The organism is Pseudarthrobacter sp. H2, assembly GCF_050157045.1.
In the GTDB taxonomy this organism is placed as follows: Bacteria; Actinomycetota; Actinomycetes; order Actinomycetales; family Micrococcaceae; genus Arthrobacter.
On sequence record NZ_CP189594.1, the window covers coordinates 1,493,652 to 1,511,085 of the forward strand.

Consider the following 17,434-nt stretch of genomic DNA (forward strand, 5'->3'; position numbering starts at 1 on the left):
CAGGACGTCGACCCTCAGCCTAGCTGGGTGGGGAACGTTTTCCGGTGAGGTGCTGATAAGGGGGGTTATCAGTGTTCATTGGCCTGCGCCGCTCCGGTGCGCCGTAGCTTCAGTCCTGCAGCTACGAGATCTTCCGGAGCTGCGACGGCGGCGGGGGACCGTGCATTGGGGGATCGGTATCCCGCCGCCGCTCAGCAGCCATCCGTAAACAGAGGAAGAGAACAATGTTGAACACCGACACCAACCCGACGGCGGAAACGCACATCAAGGACGTACTGCACGAAACGCAGCCGTCGCCGGGAAAGCCAAAGCCGGGACGCAAGAAGAAGATCTTCACCACGGTGGCCGTCCTGGCGCTGGTGGCCGGTGCGGTCGCCGTCGGCACGACGCTGCCGGACCCGAAATCCAGCGATGCCTACGCGGCGCTCGCAGGAGAGAAGTCCGCGGTGGAAGGCGAGCGCGACTCGGCCAAATCCAGTTACGACTCCGTGAAGTCCAAGTACGACACGCTCCAGAACGGGATCTCCGCCCGCGAAGCCAAAGTCACCAGCCGCGAGACCGAGGTGGGCAAGGCCGACGCTGCTGTCAAGACCGCCGAGGCGGCCGTCAAGAAGCGCGAAGAAGCGGTGACCGGCGCCGAGAAGACCAAAGCGGCCAACACAGTGGGTGACGGCACCTGGACGGTCGGCAAAGACATCGAGGCCGGCACCTACCGCGCGGCCGCCGACGTCGGGTCCACCTGCTACTGGGGCATCTATGCCACCGGGAGCAACGGCAGCAACATCATCGAAAACGACATCCCCGGCGGCGGCCGCCCCACTGTTGCGCTGGCCGGCGGGCAGGACTTCAAGTCCTCCCGCTGCGGCAAATGGGAAAAGCAGTAACAGTCCCACGACTCACATCATTCGTTCACCCTTAGAAAGGCACCACATGTCCCACGAAGTTTCGGAACAGCCCTTGACTGCTGCGATTGCAGCGACTCAGCCCCGGCCGTTCTTCAAGAAGAAGCGCTTCCTCATCCCCGCCGGCGTCTTGGTGCTGGGAATCGCCTTGGGCTCGTGCTCCGGGGGCTCCAAGCAGGCCAGCGACGGGAGTCCTGCGGCGGCGGCGCCGTCGTCCGCTGCGGCCGCACCGGCTGCTCCGACTCCGGCGGCCGCCGCGCCGGCCGCTGCACCGGCGGCACCTGCCGGACCCGCCGTCGGTGTTCCGTTCAGCGTGAAGATGCGCAACGGCGACGTCGCCCGGATCACCGTCGTGTCCGCCGTGCGTACGGACGCTGTCACCACCACGGCCTTCGCCACGGCCCCCAAGAACGGCAGCTACCTGCTCCTGGACGTCCTGTGGGAAACGGAGACGGGCAAGACCAGCTCCAACCCGCTCTACTTCTCGGCCAAGGACTCCAATGGGCGCAAAGCCGATCTGAGCCTCTTTGCGGACAACCAGCTTGGCTCCGGCGACGTTCTGCCGGGTGACAAGACTCGCGGATTCATTGCTTTCGATATTGCGACCGGTGCTTCGACCGTGATGATCTCCACCCCGCTGATGCAGGAAGCCGCACGGATCCAGATCTCGGGGTAGTGCGACTGAGGCGCCGTGTCCGGGGTGCCCGACTCCCTCGCGTCGCTTACAGTTCAACTGTTCACTTTCGCGTTATCTATTGGGGGATTCCTTGAGCATCAACAAAGAGCACGTTTCGGCGTATGGGCAGATGCCCGTCGCAGGCGCCGGAACCACAGTGGCCACCGGCGCCGGGGCCGTCCCCGGGGTACAGATCTACGAGTTCCGAGGTGGGGCCGCTTCCTGGTTCGGCACCCAGATCCTCGGCGTCCTGATTACGATCTGCACCATTGGGATCTGCTACCCCTTCGCCTTGGTCCTCGTTGAGCGATGGCGGGCGAAGAACACATACCTCCACGGTCGACAGCTTCAGTTCGTTGGCACCGGGTGGGGCATCTTCGGACTGTGGATCAAATGGGCGCTCCTGAGCATCATCACGCTTGGCATCTACACCTTCTGGGTCTACCCGAGGCTGATGCAGTGGAAGGTCGAAAAGACCGTCTTCGCGTAGACAGAACGGCCCTGCACCCTTTGGGGTGCAGGGCTGTTTCTTCGGGCTGTCGAAAGCCACTGCCCGGCGGTGGAAATTTTTTGACGCGCTGCGTGCCCGATGAATTGATAAGCACCTCAGGACGGAAGTGATTCACTATGCCTATGGAGACTCCCAAAGCACTGAAGGACACGTACAACAGGTGGCAGAAGGCGGGCCGCACCAAACAATCGCCTTCACACTGGAAGCCGCAAGCGTGGGCACGGCAATTGCCAGAATACGCTTCGATTCTGGAATCCCTCCCAGAGAGGCCAATCGGCCGGACCGACGGTATCAAACTCGTTGGCGACGTCACCACCGAAGAATCCGCCGTGCGCGCGTTCATACTGGCCATGATCTGGGGATATGGACCCGTAGGCTACGGACCGTTTCGTACGCGGCGCGTGCTGGAGTCACATGATGCGCCCGCCCGCTTGTTGGAAATTGCCAAGATTGCCCGGTCGCAGGGTGGCCTGGCCGCCTTTGAACACATCGAACGGCGGCGTGGCAAGGATAGGGGGTACCTCAAGTATCTTGGCCCCGCGTTTGGCACGAAGTACCTATATTTCCTCACCGCTTCCGTCGCGACTGTGGCTCCTGCGCCAGTGATGGACGCAGTTGTCGCGCGCTGGTTCCGTAAGAACGTCGACGGTTCCTCGTTAAACGTGATCCCCTGGGATTCACGCAGCTACGGCGAGTTCTTGACGCACTTGGACTACTGGTCGAAGTCTCTAGTCGGTGACGGCAGCGAGCCGTTGAACCTTGCCGACGTCGAATACCTGGTCTTCGCCTCCGGGGCCAGTTTCGAGCTGCGTACGGAATGGTCAGAAGAGTGGGAAAAGGCCGAGGCACGTGTCTCTGTTGGCGATCTCGTGGACCGGCTGCGGGCCGTATTTACGGTGGCACCCAACATTGATGACGAAGCTGCTCAACTGATCGATGAACTCGAGACGGCACTTGAATCGAGGCTTCAAGTAGAAGAAGTCGATTAGCCGTTCGCACCCGGAGACCGGTATGAATCGGCACAACCTCCGGGAACAGATTTAGGTTCCCAGAGGAGCCGCGGGTGCGAATCGGGGCGGTCATTCTGACTCCGCTCCTGCTGGCGGTGGCCTTACTTTTGGGCGCACCCAGGTGTCATCAAATCACCGTCAGTGTCACTGCTACCCGGTTCCGAGTCCCGTCCACTGCGACGACTATGTCTCTGTCAGCCGAACGGTGAATCACCCGCGAGCCCTCGGCCGGCTCAGCGTCCCTCGTTCGCGCGGTCAACAACGTAAACCTGGCGGAGGGGCATACGTGTCTGCCATCGGGGAGCCAGTTTTCCGTAGTTTGCGAGCGTCAATTCGACGACGTCCGCGCCCGTCAGCAGGCGCAGATTCTGCCGTTCACGCTCGTACCCGATTGCATCTTTGCTGTAGCTCCCAGCCTCCTGCAGCCGGGCGACCCAGCCGGTGGCGGAGTCGAAGAGTACCCTGTGCCCGGCCTTGGCTGCCTTGATACCGATGCCGACCGCGAGGTGGGTTTTGCCGGTGCCGGGAGGCCCGAGCAGAACCACGTTCTTGGCCTCGGAGAGGAACACCCCGGTGCCCAGGTGCGCGATGAGGTTCCGGTCCGCTGAGGGCTGGTGGTCGAAGTTGAACTCCTCCAGGTCCTTGTGCGCGGGGAACCTCGCGGCCTTGATCCGCGCCGCCGCTCCGGAGGCTTCGCGTTCGGAGACTTCACGGGAGAGGACCGCTGCCAGGTACTCCTCATGGGACCAGCCGGCGTCCCGGGCCTGGTCACCGAGCCGGCGGAACCCATCGCTGATCCGTGGTGCGCGCAGGGCCTAGAAGGTCCGGCGTCGTCCGTGACGGCAGCATCCGTGCCTGGATGAAGCCTTCAGAACGCCGAGGTCATCACCAGCACCGGTGGCGTGTCGTTCTGGCCAGCACCGACGGGCAGCGGCTCGTGCGGGAACCAGAGATCGCACTGGACCTGGAAGCCCGGCTCGTGGACCAAACGGTCAGCCGGGTCAGGCGGGGCGTATTCAGGCCGGATCGCGGCGACCTTCGCCCGGAACAGCGACGCGGAACCAGACCAGCCCACCCGCTCCGCCAGTGTCGCGGCCGGCATCGTCGGCGTCTTCACCAGCAACTCCCGCACCCTGGGAGCAAACGCATCAAAACTCGACACTCCGGCCGCCCGCCGGTACTTCGGTGTTAGCGGCCATGAAAAACTGCCCGTAGGCGGCCACGGAACTGCCCACTGACGGCCATGAAAACTGCCCGTTGGTGGCCATGAGATCTGCCCACTTCCTTACTGACCCTGCTGCTTAAGCGGCGGGAGCCTCTTCCCGGGGTTTGATGACGGTGTCTAGTCGCACCAAAGTCGCCCGGGAAGAGGCCCTAATGAAGTTTGACGGAGAAATCATGGAAATACTTGCTGCGTACGATCTGACCGGATCGTTGCGTGCTGCCGCGGAACTCACCGGTTGTTCGCACCACACCGTTGCCAGGCACGTCGCTGCCCGGGACGCCGGCCAGCCGATCGCCGAGCCGGCCTACCGGGGCCGGGTCACCGACGCGTTCCTGCCCAAGATCGAGGAATGGATCGAGGCCTCCAAGGGCAAGATCCGCGCCGACAAAGCCCACGAGAAACTCCGGGCCCTCGGCTACGAGGGCTCGGAACGCTCGACCCGCCGGGCCGTCGCCCAGGTCCGCGCCGCCTGGCGGCTCGGCCATGTCAGGGTGCACCGGCCCTGGGTGACCGAGCCTGGTCAATGGATTCAATACGACTTCGGCGACGGGCCCCTGATCGAGGGGAAGAAGACCGTGCTGTTCGTGGCATGGCTGGCATGGTCCCGCTTCAGGATCGTCATCGCGCTGCGGGACCGGACGGCGCCGAGCGTGTTCGCAGCGCTGGACCGCACGTTCCGGGTCCTGGGCGGCGCCCCAACCTATGTCCTGACCGATAACGAGAAGACCGTGACGGTTTCCCATGTCGCCGGCGTCCCGGTGCGCAACCAGCAGACGGTCGACTTCGCCCGCCACTACGGCGTGACGGTGTTGACCTGCCGGCCGGCGGATCCCGCGTCCAAGGGCGGCGTGGAGTCCTCGGTGAAGCTCGCCAAGGCCGACATCGTGCCCAAGGACACCAACCTGCGTGCCGAATACGCTTCCTTCGCGGAGATCGAAGCGGCCTGCCAGGCGTTCATGGACGAGGTCAACCACCGGGAGCACCGGGCCACCCGCCGCAAACCCGCGGTGATGCTGGCCGAGGAGGCGCCGCGGTTGCACCGGATCCCGGACACCGCGCACACGGTTGCGTTCGGCCTCTCCCGGGCCGTCCCGGAGAACACGCCGATGGTCACGTTCGAGAACGGCCAGTACTCCGTGCCTGCACATTTGCTCGGCGCGCGGGTGTTCGTCAGATCCCACGGCGCCGGAGGTGACGAGCAGGTCATCGTCGTCCACCACGGCAGCAAGGGCCCGGTGGAAGTCGCCCGGCACCGGCGCGCCCGCCCGGGCAGCCCGGCGATCGACGACGCCCACTTCCCGGACCACCGGCCCAGGATCCCGGGCGACTACACGGCGAAAGCCAGGACGGCCGCGGAGGCGGAGTTCCTTAGCATCGGGGACGGCGCCCGGACCTGGCTGCTCGAGGCCGCCGCGGCAGGCACCGGGCGAATGAACGTGAAAATGGCCGAAGCGGTCGCCCTGGCCAAGATCGCCGGGCAGGCCGAAGTCGATCACGCGTTGGGGACCGCGGCCATCCATGGCCGCTTCGCGAACAAGGACCTCGCCTCGATCCTGAACGCCGCGGGTTCACGCACCACCACCCATGCCGCCGGGGAAACCCAGTCCCTCACCCAAGGCACCGCCGGGTGGGCCGCGATCGGCCGCCCACCTGTTGCCGCCCGTGTTGACGGCGCCCTGGGAGAAAGCGCATGAGTCCGGTCCCGGTCACCGCACCGGCGTTGCCGGCGGAGCTGGAGGCGTTGATGCGGCAGTTGAAGATGCCCCATGCGCGGGCTTTGGCGCCGGAACTGATCGCGACTGCCCGCGCCCAGCGCTGGGAGCCGGCCGAGGTCATCAAGGCGCTCTTCACCGAGGAAGTCGCCGGTCGGTCCCGGTCCATGCTCGCCACCAGACGCAAGGCCGCGGGCTTCCCGACCGGGAAGACCTTCGACACCTGGGACCCGGCAGCCTCCTCGATCCCGGCCCCGACTCAGCAGGCGCTGCGGACGCTGGAATGGATCGGGCGGAAGGAAAACGTCGTGATCTGCGGCCCCTCCGGCACGGGCAAGACGTTCTTCCTTGAGGCTCTCGGCCAGCAGGCCGTCGAGGCCGGCCTGCGGGTGGCATGGTTCCGCCTCGAGGACCTCGGCGCTCTCATGCGCGCCCACCGCTCCGATGACAGCGTGACGAAAGTCGTCGCGCGGATCCTGCGCGCAGATTTGGTGGTGGTCGATGACATAGGCCTCTTGCCGGTGGGCACTGACGCGGCGGAGGGGCTCTACCGTCTCGTCGACGCGGCCTATGAAAAACGGTCCATCGCGGTTTCCTCAAATTTGCATCCTGCCGGCTTTGACGAGCTCATGCCCAAAACCCTCGCCACGGCGACCGTGGACCGGCTGCTGCATCACGCGCACGTCTGCCAAACCTCAGGGGAATCGATCCGCCTCAGCCAGGCCCTGGCCGGAAAAGGAGTCACGCCAATGAGCTAAACAAGTCCCGAACATGGCCAACGCCACCGAACATCTGGTGGGCAGATCCGGTGGCCATGACTGGGCAGTTTTCATGGCCACCAGCGGGCATTTTTGCTGGCCGCCCGTGGGCACAAACTATTGGCCATTGACACTTCGGCGCCCGGTCCGACTCCAGCGCCCGGTCAACCGTTCCGCGGGAAACACCCACGATCCTGCCGATTTTACGCTTCGAGTGCTTGCCCGTCGAAAACAGGTGGCGTATCTCCGCCCAATCATCCAAATTGATCACCTTCCATAATGGTCGGTGGCCCTGTTTTCAGTTGGCGTTCCTCGCCCTCTTTTCGGTTGGCGTTAACAAACACCTGCTCACGTTGCTCGCGCGAGGCAGCCGCTTGTCTGTTCATGGGCATTATTCTGGCACATGGACCATGTAGGCCAGAGATCCTCGAGTAACGGCGCTACACCCATCCACTCGTGGTTCCGCCGAAGTTCCAAGGCTTGGATGTGGATGCTCGGTTCGGGCAGGAGTTGGCTGTATGGAGGAGCGACCCAGAACTTCCGCAGTGCAGTGAAAGCAAAGGTCGTGCAGGAGCCATCGTAAAGGCACCGCCACGATCAGCGAAGCGGCAAGGTCTATGGAGATCTCGGGAGGGTGGCGACTACGATCGCGGCATGGAGCGGTGATTCCCTTCGCCATTGCGACCGGATCCGGGGGCGGCGGAATCACCAACTACGGCTGGCTCATGTGTGGTGCACACGGAATCGACACCGAATTCGGACAAAACGAGCCCGGTGGCGCCGCCGTCGCCGGCGAGCCCACGGGTGAGGCTTTTTGCAGCAGGCAACGGCGGTAGACGGTTCGCTTCCGGAGTTCGCGACCTTCGGACGATTACGCGGCGGCCATTGATCAGTGAAGGTGGGTGATTGGTTCAGTCCGGATGGGAGACTCTGCCGGGCTGGGCGTTGCACGGCGGCGTTCCGGTGCGTTTGTTTGTATCTGCTGTGGTATTTCGTGGCCGGGGAGGGGCGCAGACCAGAGGTAGCCCTGGGCATGGCGGACACCGAGTCTGCGTAGTTCGCTCAGCTGCGCCGGCGTTTCGACGCCTTCGGCGATGACGCTGAGGTTCAGGACGCGGGCCATGCCGAGGATGAGTTGGATGATGGAGGCGCTGTTGGGATCTTTATAGCCGAGTTCTGCTACGAAGGACCTGTCGATTTTCAGGGTGTGGGCGGACAGCCACCGGAGCTGGCTCAGGGACGAGTATCCGGTGCCGAAATCGTCGATGGCCAGGCCGACGCCGCACGCGTGAAGGCCTTGGATGATGGCTGTGGGCAGTTCGCTTTGATCCATGAGCAGGGATTCGGTGATTTCCAGGGTGACGGCGGCTGGGCTGATGCCGGTGGTGAGGAGAGCGTCCCGGACGGTGTCGACGAAGCGCAGGTCCTGGAGTTGGCGCACGGAGACGTTGACAGAGATCGTGAGATCCTTGGCGCCGGGCAGGGTATTGCGCCATTGCTGGGTCTGTTGGAGGGCCTGGTTGAGGACCCAGCTACCGATGGGAACGATCAGGCCGCTGTCTTCGGCGAGGCTGATGAAGCTTGCGGGCTGGAGCAGGCCCTGTGTGGGGTGTTCCCAGCGCAGGAGGGCTTCGAAACCGACCGGTGTCCCGGTTTTGAGGTTGATCACGGGTTGATAGTGGAGTCTGAGCTCGTTCCGGTCCAGGGCGAGGCGGAGGTCGGATTCGAGGTTGAGCCGGGCGGTGGCGGCGGCCTGCGTGCGGGAGTCCCGCACTGCGATGCGGTCGCCGCCGGCGTTTTTTGCCTGGTACATGGCCATGTCGGCTGCGTCGAGGATGGTCTCGGCGGTGTCACCCGGGCCGGCAGGGGCAATGCCGATGCTGATGTTCAGGAAAATCCGGCGCCCGTCCAGGGTGAAGGCCTCTTTGACTGCGGTCCGGAGCCGTTCGGCCACGGCGGTAGCCTCCGTGGCGTGCAGATTTCTGCAGATCACGATGAATTCGTCGCCGCCGAACCGGCCAACAGTGTCCCCGGGCCGCATGGCGGGACGGAGTCTGGCCGCGAGTTGAGTGAGGATGGTATCTCCGGCGGCGTGGCCGATGGCGTCATTGACGGTCTTAAACCGGTCGACGTCGAGGAAGAACACCACAACCTTGGACGTTTTGCGTCCCAGGAGGTCATGGAGGATGGCCCTGATCAGGATCCTGTTGGGTAGCCCGGTCAGGGCGTCATGGGATGCCTGATGGGTCAGGACCGCTTCGGCCAGTTTACGGGCGGTGATGTCCAGGGCAGTGATGAGCACCCGGGTGCCGATGCCGGTGCCGGTGACCCTGACGCTGGCCTGAATCCAGCGCACGTCACCGCTGGGTTGGATAAGGCGCAGCTCGCGGTCAAGATGCCGGGAACCGGCCCGGTCCAGGGAGAGCCAGTCCGTCCGGACACCGTCCCGGTCCTGGGGGTGTATTTTTGCCAGAAGCATGGCCCCGGAGACTTTCTCGCCAGTGGTGAGGTCCAGAAGACGGCCAAATTCCTCCGAATGCCACCACCGACCCGAGGCGAAATCATATTCGGCGCTTCCCACATGGGCCATCTCCTGGGCCTCGATAAGCCGTTCCCGTTCCTTGCCGGCCTCGTCCTGCAGCTGCGCAACTGCCGTGACGTCCCGTGCGATGGTGGAGCTGCCGATCAGAATTCCATCGGCATCGAACAGGGGTGAATGCATCAGGGTGACCTCGGCGACACGGCCGTCGTGGCGCCGCCAGTGGGTCCGGACCACGCTGGAGCCTCTTCCGGCCCGGAGATGTTCCAGAGCCTCCCGATGGAGGAAGGTTCCGTTCGTGGTGGTCAGCAGGTCATAGTTCCGGCCGATTGCTTCGGCAGCGCTGAAGCCGAACATCTCGGTGGCGCCGGCATTCCAAGCAGTGATCGTTCCGTCCAGGTCACCGCTGATGCGTGCCTCGTGGACGGCCGGCGTCTGAAGAAGCATCCGAACCTCTTTCATTGATGCTCAACTTCCACGAAGCGCGGATGTTTTGCATAACCCCCAAGTCCTGAACGGGACACTAGACGAACCCTAACAGGCAAAATCTCCATTACCTCTTGAGCGCCAAATCAGATATGAATGCGCCACCTTAAGCGCAGACGGTCGCCGGAACTGAACCGTGGCGGTTTTAGGCGTCTTCTTGCTGGTGGCGCGGTCGTCTGCCGGGGCATCTGAACGAGTAATTCTATTCACGAATCCCCTATGTTTCCGGCGCCCCTGCTCTGGCAAGAGGAGGGGAGGACCGTGAATTCTTGGACGCACCTCTACATAGCGGCCTGTAACGGTTCAATATTTAGTTTGTGCGGACGCCGTCGTCAGGTTCTGAAAAAGATAATTTCCCAGCCCCCATTGGCCCTCAATCACCCCGTAGCCCGCTTCATCATCGGCCGCCTTTGCTATCCACGAGGGCAAAGGCGCCTGGGAAGGCGAACTTGTAGCGGCTGACGACGATGACTCGGCCAGAGTTCCCAGTGGTCGCATATAAACTGAGGGCCACGATTAGAGAAGTCAGGGGCGCAGCCTCCTAGGAGCGGTCAATTGAGTGCAAAGCGATCCCTGCTCCTTCAGCCAAATGAAAGCGAGTCGGAGCGGGCGTGGACGTCCATGCGCATCGACTTCGCAGAAATCGATGATTGGCAAGCAACGGGCCAAACGTCGCTCGACCCCGCACCAGATGGTGTATGGGGATGGCTCCCGGAACCAGGGGCGCGAGGCGACGGCAGGATCACCAGTGACAACGTTAGGGTCCGGAGTCAGCGTCTCTGAGTGACTTCGCCAACTAGGTCGGTATGCAATACCGGCAGGCGCTGAGCAAGTCCGCGGAATCACAGTGGTTTCCATCTGGCGGTTTCCGCCAACTAACCTCCGGTCTCACAGCGCTTGTGAGATGTCGACCTAGTTGGAAGAATCGCTCCTTATTTGGAAGAAACGCATCGTCTAGTTGGAAGTCTTCCAAGTAGCCGTCACTACAGCGAGCCCTGCACGGTCAGTCGTGCAGGGCCCGCTTTTTGAGCTTCTAGCGATGTAGCCAACTTCAGGCTCGTATTGCCCGACCTGATCGGCAGTCTCCACGTCGAGCTCGTTCATGGTCTGACGATCACGCAAGGAGTTGAGTCCGGCGCACTTGTCCGAGTGCACGCAGCTCTGTCTATGTCAATCTCGTTCAGGACCACCATGACGGTCTGATCCAGCACCACCTTGAGCAAAAAGGTGTGCGCCGAATCGGCGGCTGAGCGCCAGGAGGAGACGAATCTGAAGCGGCCGAAGGCCCATCATGCGCAACTGGCGCTGGCAGTTTCGACCTTCCTCGCTGAGGAGCTCAAAGACAAACCACGCGCCGTTCTCGGCTACCTGACACCGAGGCGAGTCTTCACCAAACCATTGAGCGGGGAAGTTGCTTCGACCGCTTGACAGCGCCGGTCATTCCATGGTCAGTAGGCAGGTTTTGTTGTTTACTGGTGGTATCTCCATTGCCGCCAGCGGAAAGAGGCAGATCACCATGGATTCGGGCCAGCTGGTATGGATCATCGTCGTCATCGTCGTGGCACTCGTCATTGTTGGCCTGGTGGTCTTCTTCGGCCGCAAGCGGAAGCTGAAGGCTGATCGGCGTCGGGCGGTCGAGATGCGCCAGCAGGCGGAGACAGATGAACTCGGCGCACGGGAGGGTGAAGCGAAGGCGGCCCGGGCGGAAGCGGACGCACAGCAGGCCGAAGTGGATGCCGAACGCCTCCGCAGGGAGGCCCGCGATCGTCAGGAGGAGGCCCGGACTGTTCGTGAGGGTTCGCAGGAACGGGTCCGGGAAGCTGATCAGCTGGATCCGGATGTTGATGCCGGCGGGCGCCGGGACGCGCAGACGGGTGAAGGCCGGCCGGGAACCGACGGCCATGCCAGTCAGCCCGGCCGGCCTGCTCAAGGAACCGGGCCAGGATCAGACATCTCCAGCGATGGCCAGAGCAGCCGCAACCAGGGCGGGCCACAGGATCCGCTAAGGCGGCCGCTCTGATCCGCGATGGATCAATTCCCTCCAAGGCGTGAATAATTACGCTGAAGCGTCAGCAGAATCCGGTATCGGAGGACGACATGCGGGCCAGAGTCAGATTCATCGTCGGAATATTAGTCATCGTTTGGCTCGCGATCGGCGTCGCCGCAGCCGCGCAGCGCGGTTATTTCGCCGGACAGCCGGCCTCCTGCGCCTCGGTTGGAACCGTCGCGCTGACAATCGTTACGGGGCCGCTGAACTACACGGGCCTGAACCCCAAGATCGCCTGTGACATTCCCCAGCCGTCGCAGTAGGCCCAGGCCCGGAGCCCGGTCGTCGGGCCGGAACCGGGCTCTGGTGAAGAGCCGCCGCCAGTAGGCCCGGCTTGCGAAGTACCCACCGGGGCGCCAGGCCCGGTGCCGGTGCCGGTGCCGGTGTCATTGTTGAACGTTTCAAAGAAAAGGCAGGTAACGGTCATGAACATTCTTCTCATCATCGCAGTGGTCCTTGCGGTGCTGTTCTTCTTCGGAGGCGGGCTGATTCCTTCTATGAACTTCCTGATCTGGGTTGGCGTGGTGCTGTTGATCCTCGCTGCCGTCGGCTTCTTCCGCGGGCGCAGGAGGACCTGAAACCCCAGGGCTGCAGGAGTCTGCGAAGAGTTGCTATCGGCTGGTCCGCCCTGACCTGCCGCTGGCGGTGAATGTGCGGCGGTCGCAGGGGTTTTCCGGATCCTGGTTCACTCCCCGGATCCGAAATCAGGCGACGATGCTCATTCTCCTACGACTACCGTGACGGGCTGCAGGTCCGGACTAGCACCCTTCATCCCGGTGACCCATCAGCCGAACGCATGACAGGGGGCCGCATATCGGGGCGAATCCAGTGCGGCACGGTGCGGCGTCGAGCCGTCCACGTCAGTGCGAAGGTGAGCAGTCGTCAGATTTCCGGTGCGCGGCGCGTCTCAGTGATGCGGGCCGTTTTGTCCTGGAATCACCGGCGGCCGCATTGATCTGAATCCGTAGTGTGACCAGAGGTGTTCGGAATCGGCACGGTTCACGTCTGCAGCGCGCAGATCGTCTCCGGTGAGGCCTGCCGGCCTTCCCACCGCCCGGCCCCGTCGCCTGTCGGCGCGCTCGTGGTTGCTGCTGTCCCGGCGGGCCGGCCGTTCCCCCTCACGTCAATGGAGCAGGAGCCGGCCGCACCGGGGGCAGTTTACATCCGCGCGAATTTGGCCTTCACCATCAGGTAAAGGCCGTAGCAGATCAGACCGGCGCCGACGGCGATCAGCATATATACCCCGTAGGGTTGCTCGCGCAGCGCCTTCAACCCGCCATCCAGGCCAGTGGACTCCTGAGGGCGGGCCGTAACGGTGGCAATGATGAACAGCAATCCCACCAGAAACAGTGCGATGCCCTCGGCTATGTAGCCGACAACGCCCAGCCCCGTAATAACGGACCGGCCGGTTCCCGAGGGCGGCAGCCGCAGATCTTTCTTGAACGATGCCTTGAATCCGAGGACCACGAAGACAATGCCGACGACGGCGACCGCGGCTCCGATGGCGATCAGCAGGAAGGAACCCCCGGGTGCTTTCATGATGGAGACCGTGAAATCGCTGGTGGACTGTCCGCTGTTCTTGCTGTTTCCGCTCGCGGAGGCAGCGAACGTCAGCGCCATGACGGCGAACACCACCGCCTTGCCGCCTGCGGAAAGTCTGTTCCCCACCTTCTTCTTGGCTTCCAGCTGACCGTAGCCGAACACTGCGTTGCCGGTTTGCCAGAGCGCCAAAGCCACGCAGGCGGCGAATCCGGTCCACAGCAGCAGCAGTCCCTCGGGCTGGCCGGCGAGTTGGGCGACGGCGCCGCCCTGGTCCGCCTGTCCGGCCTTGCCGAAGGCCAACTGGATGGCGACGGAGCCGGTCAGAACGTGCAACAGGCCGCTGACGGCAAAACCTGCCCTGGCGGCGATCACAAGAGCCTTGGAATTCGATGCCTCCTCGACCGCGTTCGCGGCGTCGTCCAGCTCCTTCTTCATTTCCCGATCCTTCGTGCAAGCGCGCAGATGCCGTGGTGTGTAACACGCCCATTTTGTCACGTGAGTCCACGCTCATACAGGCCTGGTCTGAGCCAGCGAAGACAGCCAGTCCGGTGTCGGGGACGCGGTGTGCATGTCTTGGATCGAGCGTTTCCGGTTGTGGGAGGAGGCAACGCCGGCATCCACGGACCGATGCACCAGCAGCACCTCGATCAGACCCCGGGGCTTCGCCTCGGCGCGATCCCTGCAACGCTGGGTCAACACGGGGGCGAGGCGACCGCCGCCATGACCGGACATGGCAGGATAGGGGGCTCGGCACACCGAGGGACACATGTTCCCGTGGCCCTGTGGAGCTGAGCGCAAACGTGCTATCCGTCGCCGTCGGTTTCGGTGTTCTTCGTGCCGGTGTCGAAGGGCTTGCCTTTGGTCGGCGGCTCGCCCGCCGCGAGACGGTCCGACTCTCGAGCCCCAATAACGGACTGGGCTCCGCCGGATCCGGCTTCGGCAGGTGAAGGTCCGGGCGGTACGGCCCCGGCGGGCGTCGCAGATCCGGTCACGGTTCGCTGCCCCTCGGTCATGGCGGGGTTGTTGAACACCTGCTCGACGGGAGCCTCGCCCGACTTGGCCCGTTCCGGATGCGAGTGATCCCCCTGCGCCTTCGTGCCCGCCTCGGCGATCGCGACCGCTTCTCCCACATCTGCACCGCTGCGGGAGTGATCGGCCGGGACGCCGGCACCCGGCGAGGAGTGCCCGGCCTGCGACGCAGCGTCCTGGCCGCCGAGCGGATTCGCGGTCATCGGCTTACCTTTACGCGTATCTGTTCCGGCCTTGCGCACGGGATCCACGGTACCGTCCGCACCGTAGTCACCCTCGGGGTACTGACCGATTTCCGACCCGGCCGTACGTCCCGGAGCCGTCCCGGCGTCGCCATAGTCGGCCGCCACGTAGCGCCCGGATTCCTTGGCCTGGTCTCCTAAGGGTTCGGGTAGGCCGCCCTCACTGCCGGCCGCACCGTAATCACCTTCGATGTACTGGCCTTCCTCGTCCTCCGCGTGGCGGCCGCTCTGCACGCCGGCCTTACCGTAGCTGCCTTCGACGTACCGGCCCCGGAGCTCCCGTTCTCCTGGTTTCTTTTCCGTGGCCGCCTGATCCGCGGGCACTTCGGAGTCGCTGCGGTCTGTCATGATCTTGCCCTCCCGAGACGAACCCATGCGTCTACTCCGGCGCAATTCAAGTCTAGCCAGAGCCACTGCACCGCAACAGGGGGGCGGCCGCGTCGGCCGGGACGGCGGCATTGGCCGCCCGGCTGCAGCGAGCTGTGCAGGCGCCTCGCCGATCGTGCTTTTGCAGTCTCGGGACCCCCAGAGTGGCATGCACGGCATGTGTCGGCTCCCTGGCGCGGTGTGTCTGCCGCGTTTCGACTCACTCCGGCTTCGTTTCGGTCCTGGAGCCTTCAGACGACGGCGCTGTCGGCCGGCAGGCGTGAAAATGCCTGCCGCATGGTTCTCTTCCTTCAACATGACATGGCCTGGTCCTCCAGCGTCCTCCCAAGGGGCTCTCCCGCGGCGGGCTGCGAGGTAGACGGCAGCCGGGAGTGTGGCGGAATGTTTGAGCGGTTTACGGACGGTGCGCGGCAGGTTGTGGTGCTTGCCCAGGAGGAGGCGCGCATGCTGAACCACAATTACATTGGGACGGAACACTTCCTGCTGGGGCTGATCCGCGAGGGGACCCGCAGATGCAGCCCGATGCCCGTCAAACGAACTTATCAGTTACACATGTTGGGACTTGAGAAAACTTCAGGAGCGGGCGGTTTCTCATTGATCTGTCCTGCTGCCAGGCAGAAGGCAGAGGTGCGGTCCGTCCGGACCGCACCTCTGCCTTCTGGCTGCGTGTCTCAGTGTTTCTTGAAGGCGTCTTTGATTTTTTCGCCGGCCTGCTTCAGGTCCGCTTTGACTTGCTCGCCTTTGCCCTCGGCCTTCAGCCGGTCGTTGCCGGTGGCATCGCCGGCGGCTGCTTTGCCCTTGCCGTGGAGTTTCTCGGCGGCGTTGTGGATCTTGTCACCCAAACCCATGGTCGTTCTCCTTATTTGGCCGCCCCGCGACGTGAATGCCGTGGAGGCCGACAGTTAATTGTAGGGACGGAACCGTCAAGAGTGGGTACGATGGGCGATCGGCATATCCGGTGGTTTGGGGCCGGAATGGGCAGTCGGTGCGGCCCGGTGGTTCAGGCACATGGATTTTGGCACCGGTTCTTCGCTGCGGGCATACGGTTGTAATTTTCGGCGCCGAGTGGCAGGTCTTCGTCAGTGCTGAAATGCGGATGTGCCCCGTTGAGGTTCCTCTGACGGAATGTTCCCAGGCCGTGATGGTGGAAGGCCCGCTCCCCTTGAGGAAGCGGTAGCCTCGGAGTTCATTGAACCTTGGGAGACGACGTGGCTGAGTGGCTGGATGTGGCGGTCCCATATTTGATCGCACTAGGTGTTGCGGCGGCTGTGTTCGGCGTCGCACGATCGAAACATAGGCGAACGTCCTTCAAGATTTCCATTGCCTCTATGGCCTTGGCTGGGATCGTTTTTGTCCTGTCCGTGATCATCAGATCCATGAGTTCCATGCCGGTACAGCCGTGAGAGTGACCGATAGGGGTCTGACAGAACCAAGGATGTTTCCGGAAGCAAGCTGGGCCACCGACAGGGGGTTCTATAAATCGGGGCGTCGCGGAATGACTGCGGCCAATCTCTCCTGGGCTGCACCCATTACCTTGGCCAGCTGCGGTTCGTATCCTGAGTAGTCGGCAAATCGTAGGACGCCGTAGGTAAGCACCGAATTTGCGAGTTTGAGAATTTTAGTGATAGCCACAGGGTCAGGAACTCTGTCAGTTTCGAATAGACCAGGTGCAATCTCTTTCCTGGGGTTGACGATTTGCAGCTCCAACGAAGGCCACCTCTTGCCATGCGCCGATCCCGCTGAGGCGCGCCACAGACGTTCGACCGCTTCTGAATCGACCAGATCCGCATCTCCCGACCCCTTGGCCGCTACCGTGGCAGCTGCTTCTTTGACAATGTTCATATATCCCGGAAATCGGCCTATGTCCTTTTCAACGATGAATGGCTCAAGTCGGTCCAGAACGACCTGGCGGGCCAGCTTAAGACGTTTCTTGCGTTCGTCGCCCAGTGCGGCTTTGCGCTGCTCGTCAAGGTCATCGAGTAGGAGGCAAACGTGGCGCCGGGCGCACTCTCGCGCCGATTCGCCGTTCATCATCCATGCTGCTTGCGATGCCGATTCGATCGCGGCACGTGACAAGGTTTGAACAGGCCGAAAGGTATGAGTTACCTGTGCTTCCTCGTGGAATCGGAGCGGGGCTACGTGATCCGCCCATAGCGTCATGTGTTCGATTCCCGCGGTAAGAAATTCTCGACACCAGTCAGAAGACCGCTCGGGAGGATAGTGGGCGTTCATCACCTCAAAGTTGGACCCCTTTAGCGGCTCCCCAATCTGCGAGAGGATGTCGGCCAACAAACGCGATGACTGAGCCACTGCTACCCAAGGTTCAATCGTCGCTCTATCGATTGCAATTTTCGTCATAGCCATGGCC

The 17,434-nt window shown here is 63.2% G+C and carries 18 protein-coding genes and 2 pseudogenes; 11 read left to right on the forward strand and 9 right to left on the reverse strand.

The window, feature by feature from the left end; all coding sequences use genetic code 11:
• Nucleotides 1-224: 224 nt before the first annotated feature.
• The 4 genes from ACQCSZ_RS07055 to ACQCSZ_RS07070 all read left to right on the forward strand — a co-directional run bounded on the left by ACQCSZ_RS07055 (nucleotide 225) and on the right by ACQCSZ_RS07070 (nucleotide 3,078).
• Nucleotides 225-884, forward strand: a complete 660-nt coding sequence (locus tag ACQCSZ_RS07055) for a hypothetical protein (protein ID WP_427007328.1) — start codon at nucleotides 225-227, stop codon at nucleotides 882-884.
• A 46-nt stretch (nucleotides 885-930) separates the two neighbouring features.
• The gene (locus ACQCSZ_RS07060) at nucleotides 931-1,578 is read left to right on the forward strand and encodes a DUF4352 domain-containing protein (RefSeq protein WP_427007329.1); all 648 of its coding nucleotides are present in this window, start codon (nucleotides 931-933) and stop codon (nucleotides 1,576-1,578) included.
• 91 nt (nucleotides 1,579-1,669) lie between these two features.
• A complete protein-coding gene (locus ACQCSZ_RS07065) occupies nucleotides 1,670-2,068 on the forward strand; it encodes a DUF898 family protein (RefSeq protein ID WP_427007330.1) in 399 nt (132 codons plus the stop codon).
• A 143-nt stretch (nucleotides 2,069-2,211) separates the two neighbouring features.
• Complete coding sequence (locus tag ACQCSZ_RS07070) at nucleotides 2,212-3,078, forward strand: hypothetical protein (RefSeq protein WP_427007331.1); 867 nt, start codon at nucleotides 2,212-2,214, stop codon at nucleotides 3,076-3,078.
• A gap of 254 nt (nucleotides 3,079-3,332) precedes the next feature.
• On the opposite strand, the gene ACQCSZ_RS07075 is transcribed toward ACQCSZ_RS07070, so the two are convergent.
• Nucleotides 3,333-3,911, reverse strand: coding sequence for an ATP-binding protein (locus tag ACQCSZ_RS07075; protein WP_427008271.1), 579 nt, complete (start codon nucleotides 3,909-3,911; stop codon nucleotides 3,333-3,335).
• 56 nt (nucleotides 3,912-3,967) lie between these two features.
• Nucleotides 3,968-4,216 carry a hypothetical protein gene (locus ACQCSZ_RS07080; RefSeq protein ID WP_427007332.1) on the reverse strand — a complete coding sequence of 83 codons (249 nt, stop codon included), beginning with the start codon at nucleotides 4,214-4,216 and terminating at the stop codon, nucleotides 3,968-3,970.
• A gap of 260 nt (nucleotides 4,217-4,476) precedes the next feature.
• On the opposite strand from ACQCSZ_RS07080, the gene istA reads away from it, so the two are divergent.
• Both istA and istB read left to right on the forward strand, forming a co-directional pair.
• Complete coding sequence (gene istA, locus ACQCSZ_RS07085) at nucleotides 4,477-6,018, forward strand: IS21 family transposase (RefSeq protein ID WP_427007333.1); 1,542 nt, start codon at nucleotides 4,477-4,479, stop codon at nucleotides 6,016-6,018.
• Nucleotides 6,015-6,794 (forward strand): IS21-like element helper ATPase IstB, encoded by a 780-nt coding sequence (gene istB, locus ACQCSZ_RS07090; protein ID WP_427004913.1) that lies wholly within the window; start codon nucleotides 6,015-6,017, stop codon nucleotides 6,792-6,794. Before istA ends, istB begins: the two co-directional genes overlap by 4 nt.
• Here the strand turns inward: istB and ACQCSZ_RS07095 are convergent.
• From ACQCSZ_RS07095 to ACQCSZ_RS07105, 3 genes are all read right to left on the reverse strand, one after another.
• A complete protein-coding gene (locus tag ACQCSZ_RS07095) occupies nucleotides 6,778-7,065 on the reverse strand; it encodes a helix-turn-helix domain-containing protein (protein WP_427007334.1) in 288 nt (95 codons plus the stop codon). The genes istB and ACQCSZ_RS07095 overlap by 17 nt on opposite strands.
• Nucleotides 7,049-7,180 carry a hypothetical protein gene (locus ACQCSZ_RS07100; RefSeq protein WP_427007335.1) on the reverse strand — a complete coding sequence of 44 codons (132 nt, stop codon included), beginning with the start codon at nucleotides 7,178-7,180 and terminating at the stop codon, nucleotides 7,049-7,051. Before ACQCSZ_RS07100 ends, ACQCSZ_RS07095 begins: the two co-directional genes overlap by 17 nt.
• A 503-nt stretch (nucleotides 7,181-7,683) precedes the next feature.
• Entirely contained in the window at nucleotides 7,684-9,780 is a 2,097-nt protein-coding gene (locus ACQCSZ_RS07105) for a putative bifunctional diguanylate cyclase/phosphodiesterase (RefSeq protein WP_427007336.1), read from the reverse strand.
• A 1,362-nt stretch (nucleotides 9,781-11,142) separates the two neighbouring features.
• Here ACQCSZ_RS07105 and ACQCSZ_RS07110 point away from each other — a divergent pair.
• The 4 genes and pseudogenes from ACQCSZ_RS07110 to ACQCSZ_RS07125 form a co-directional block, all read left to right on the forward strand.
• Nucleotides 11,143-11,247, forward strand: a pseudogene (locus ACQCSZ_RS07110) (IS30 family transposase); the annotation flags it as partial.
• The gene (locus ACQCSZ_RS07115; protein WP_427007337.1) at nucleotides 11,231-11,839 is read left to right on the forward strand and encodes a hypothetical protein; all 609 of its coding nucleotides are present in this window, start codon (nucleotides 11,231-11,233) and stop codon (nucleotides 11,837-11,839) included. The pseudogene ACQCSZ_RS07110 and the gene ACQCSZ_RS07115, both read left to right, overlap by 17 nt.
• Nucleotides 11,840-11,916: 77 nt before the next feature.
• Entirely contained in the window at nucleotides 11,917-12,129 is a 213-nt protein-coding gene (locus ACQCSZ_RS07120; protein ID WP_427007338.1) for a hypothetical protein, read from the forward strand.
• 162 nt (nucleotides 12,130-12,291) lie between these two features.
• Nucleotides 12,292-12,444, forward strand: coding sequence for an LPXTG cell wall anchor domain-containing protein (locus ACQCSZ_RS07125; RefSeq protein WP_427007339.1), 153 nt, complete (start codon nucleotides 12,292-12,294; stop codon nucleotides 12,442-12,444).
• A gap of 580 nt (nucleotides 12,445-13,024) precedes the next feature.
• Here the strand turns inward: ACQCSZ_RS07125 and ACQCSZ_RS07130 are convergent.
• Together ACQCSZ_RS07130 and ACQCSZ_RS07135 are read right to left on the reverse strand one after the other, a co-directional pair.
• Nucleotides 13,025-13,843, reverse strand: coding sequence for a DUF1206 domain-containing protein (locus tag ACQCSZ_RS07130; protein WP_427007340.1), 819 nt, complete (start codon nucleotides 13,841-13,843; stop codon nucleotides 13,025-13,027).
• A 368-nt stretch (nucleotides 13,844-14,211) separates the two neighbouring features.
• Nucleotides 14,212-15,054 (reverse strand): hypothetical protein, encoded by an 843-nt coding sequence (locus tag ACQCSZ_RS07135; RefSeq protein WP_427007341.1) that lies wholly within the window; start codon nucleotides 15,052-15,054, stop codon nucleotides 14,212-14,214.
• 393 nt (nucleotides 15,055-15,447) lie between these two features.
• On the opposite strand from ACQCSZ_RS07135, the pseudogene ACQCSZ_RS07140 reads away from it, so the two are divergent.
• Nucleotides 15,448-15,570: pseudogene (locus tag ACQCSZ_RS07140) on the forward strand (Clp protease N-terminal domain-containing protein); the annotation flags it as partial.
• Between the two features lie 167 nt (nucleotides 15,571-15,737).
• Here the strand turns inward: ACQCSZ_RS07140 and ACQCSZ_RS07145 are convergent.
• Together ACQCSZ_RS07145 and ACQCSZ_RS07150 are read right to left on the reverse strand one after the other, a co-directional pair.
• Entirely contained in the window at nucleotides 15,738-15,914 is a 177-nt protein-coding gene (locus tag ACQCSZ_RS07145; RefSeq protein WP_069951468.1) for a CsbD family protein, read from the reverse strand.
• Nucleotides 15,915-16,539: 625 nt separating this feature from the next.
• Nucleotides 16,540-17,430: a hypothetical protein gene (locus ACQCSZ_RS07150; protein ID WP_427007342.1), complete on the reverse strand. Its 891-nt coding sequence runs from the start codon at nucleotides 17,428-17,430 to the stop codon at nucleotides 16,540-16,542.
• Nucleotides 17,431-17,434 lie beyond the last annotated feature (4 nt).

Coding starts and splice junctions, on each gene's coding strand:
- ACQCSZ_RS07055 (WP_427007328.1), top strand. CDS start 225: ATGTTGAACACCGACACCAACCCGACGGCGGAAACGCACATCAAGGAC.
- ACQCSZ_RS07060 (WP_427007329.1), top strand. CDS start 931: ATGTCCCACGAAGTTTCGGAACAGCCCTTGACTGCTGCGATTGCAGCG.
- ACQCSZ_RS07070 (WP_427007331.1), top strand. CDS start 2,212: ATGGAGACTCCCAAAGCACTGAAGGACACGTACAACAGGTGGCAGAAG.
- istA (WP_427007333.1), top strand. CDS start 4,477: ATGAAGTTTGACGGAGAAATCATGGAAATACTTGCTGCGTACGATCTG.
- istB (WP_427004913.1), top strand. CDS start 6,015: ATGAGTCCGGTCCCGGTCACCGCACCGGCGTTGCCGGCGGAGCTGGAG.
- ACQCSZ_RS07100 (WP_427007335.1), bottom strand. CDS start 7,180: ATGAACAGACAAGCGGCTGCCTCGCGCGAGCAACGTGAGCAGGTGTTT.
- ACQCSZ_RS07105 (WP_427007336.1), bottom strand. CDS start 9,780: ATGCTTCTTCAGACGCCGGCCGTCCACGAGGCACGCATCAGCGGTGAC.
- ACQCSZ_RS07120 (WP_427007338.1), top strand. CDS start 11,917: ATGCGGGCCAGAGTCAGATTCATCGTCGGAATATTAGTCATCGTTTGG.
- ACQCSZ_RS07125 (WP_427007339.1), top strand. CDS start 12,292: ATGAACATTCTTCTCATCATCGCAGTGGTCCTTGCGGTGCTGTTCTTC.
- ACQCSZ_RS07130 (WP_427007340.1), bottom strand. CDS start 13,843: ATGAAGAAGGAGCTGGACGACGCCGCGAACGCGGTCGAGGAGGCATCG.
- ACQCSZ_RS07135 (WP_427007341.1), bottom strand. CDS start 15,054: ATGGGTTCGTCTCGGGAGGGCAAGATCATGACAGACCGCAGCGACTCC.
- ACQCSZ_RS07145 (WP_069951468.1), bottom strand. CDS start 15,914: ATGGGTTTGGGTGACAAGATCCACAACGCCGCCGAGAAACTCCACGGC.
- ACQCSZ_RS07150 (WP_427007342.1), bottom strand. CDS start 17,430: ATGGCTATGACGAAAATTGCAATCGATAGAGCGACGATTGAACCTTGG.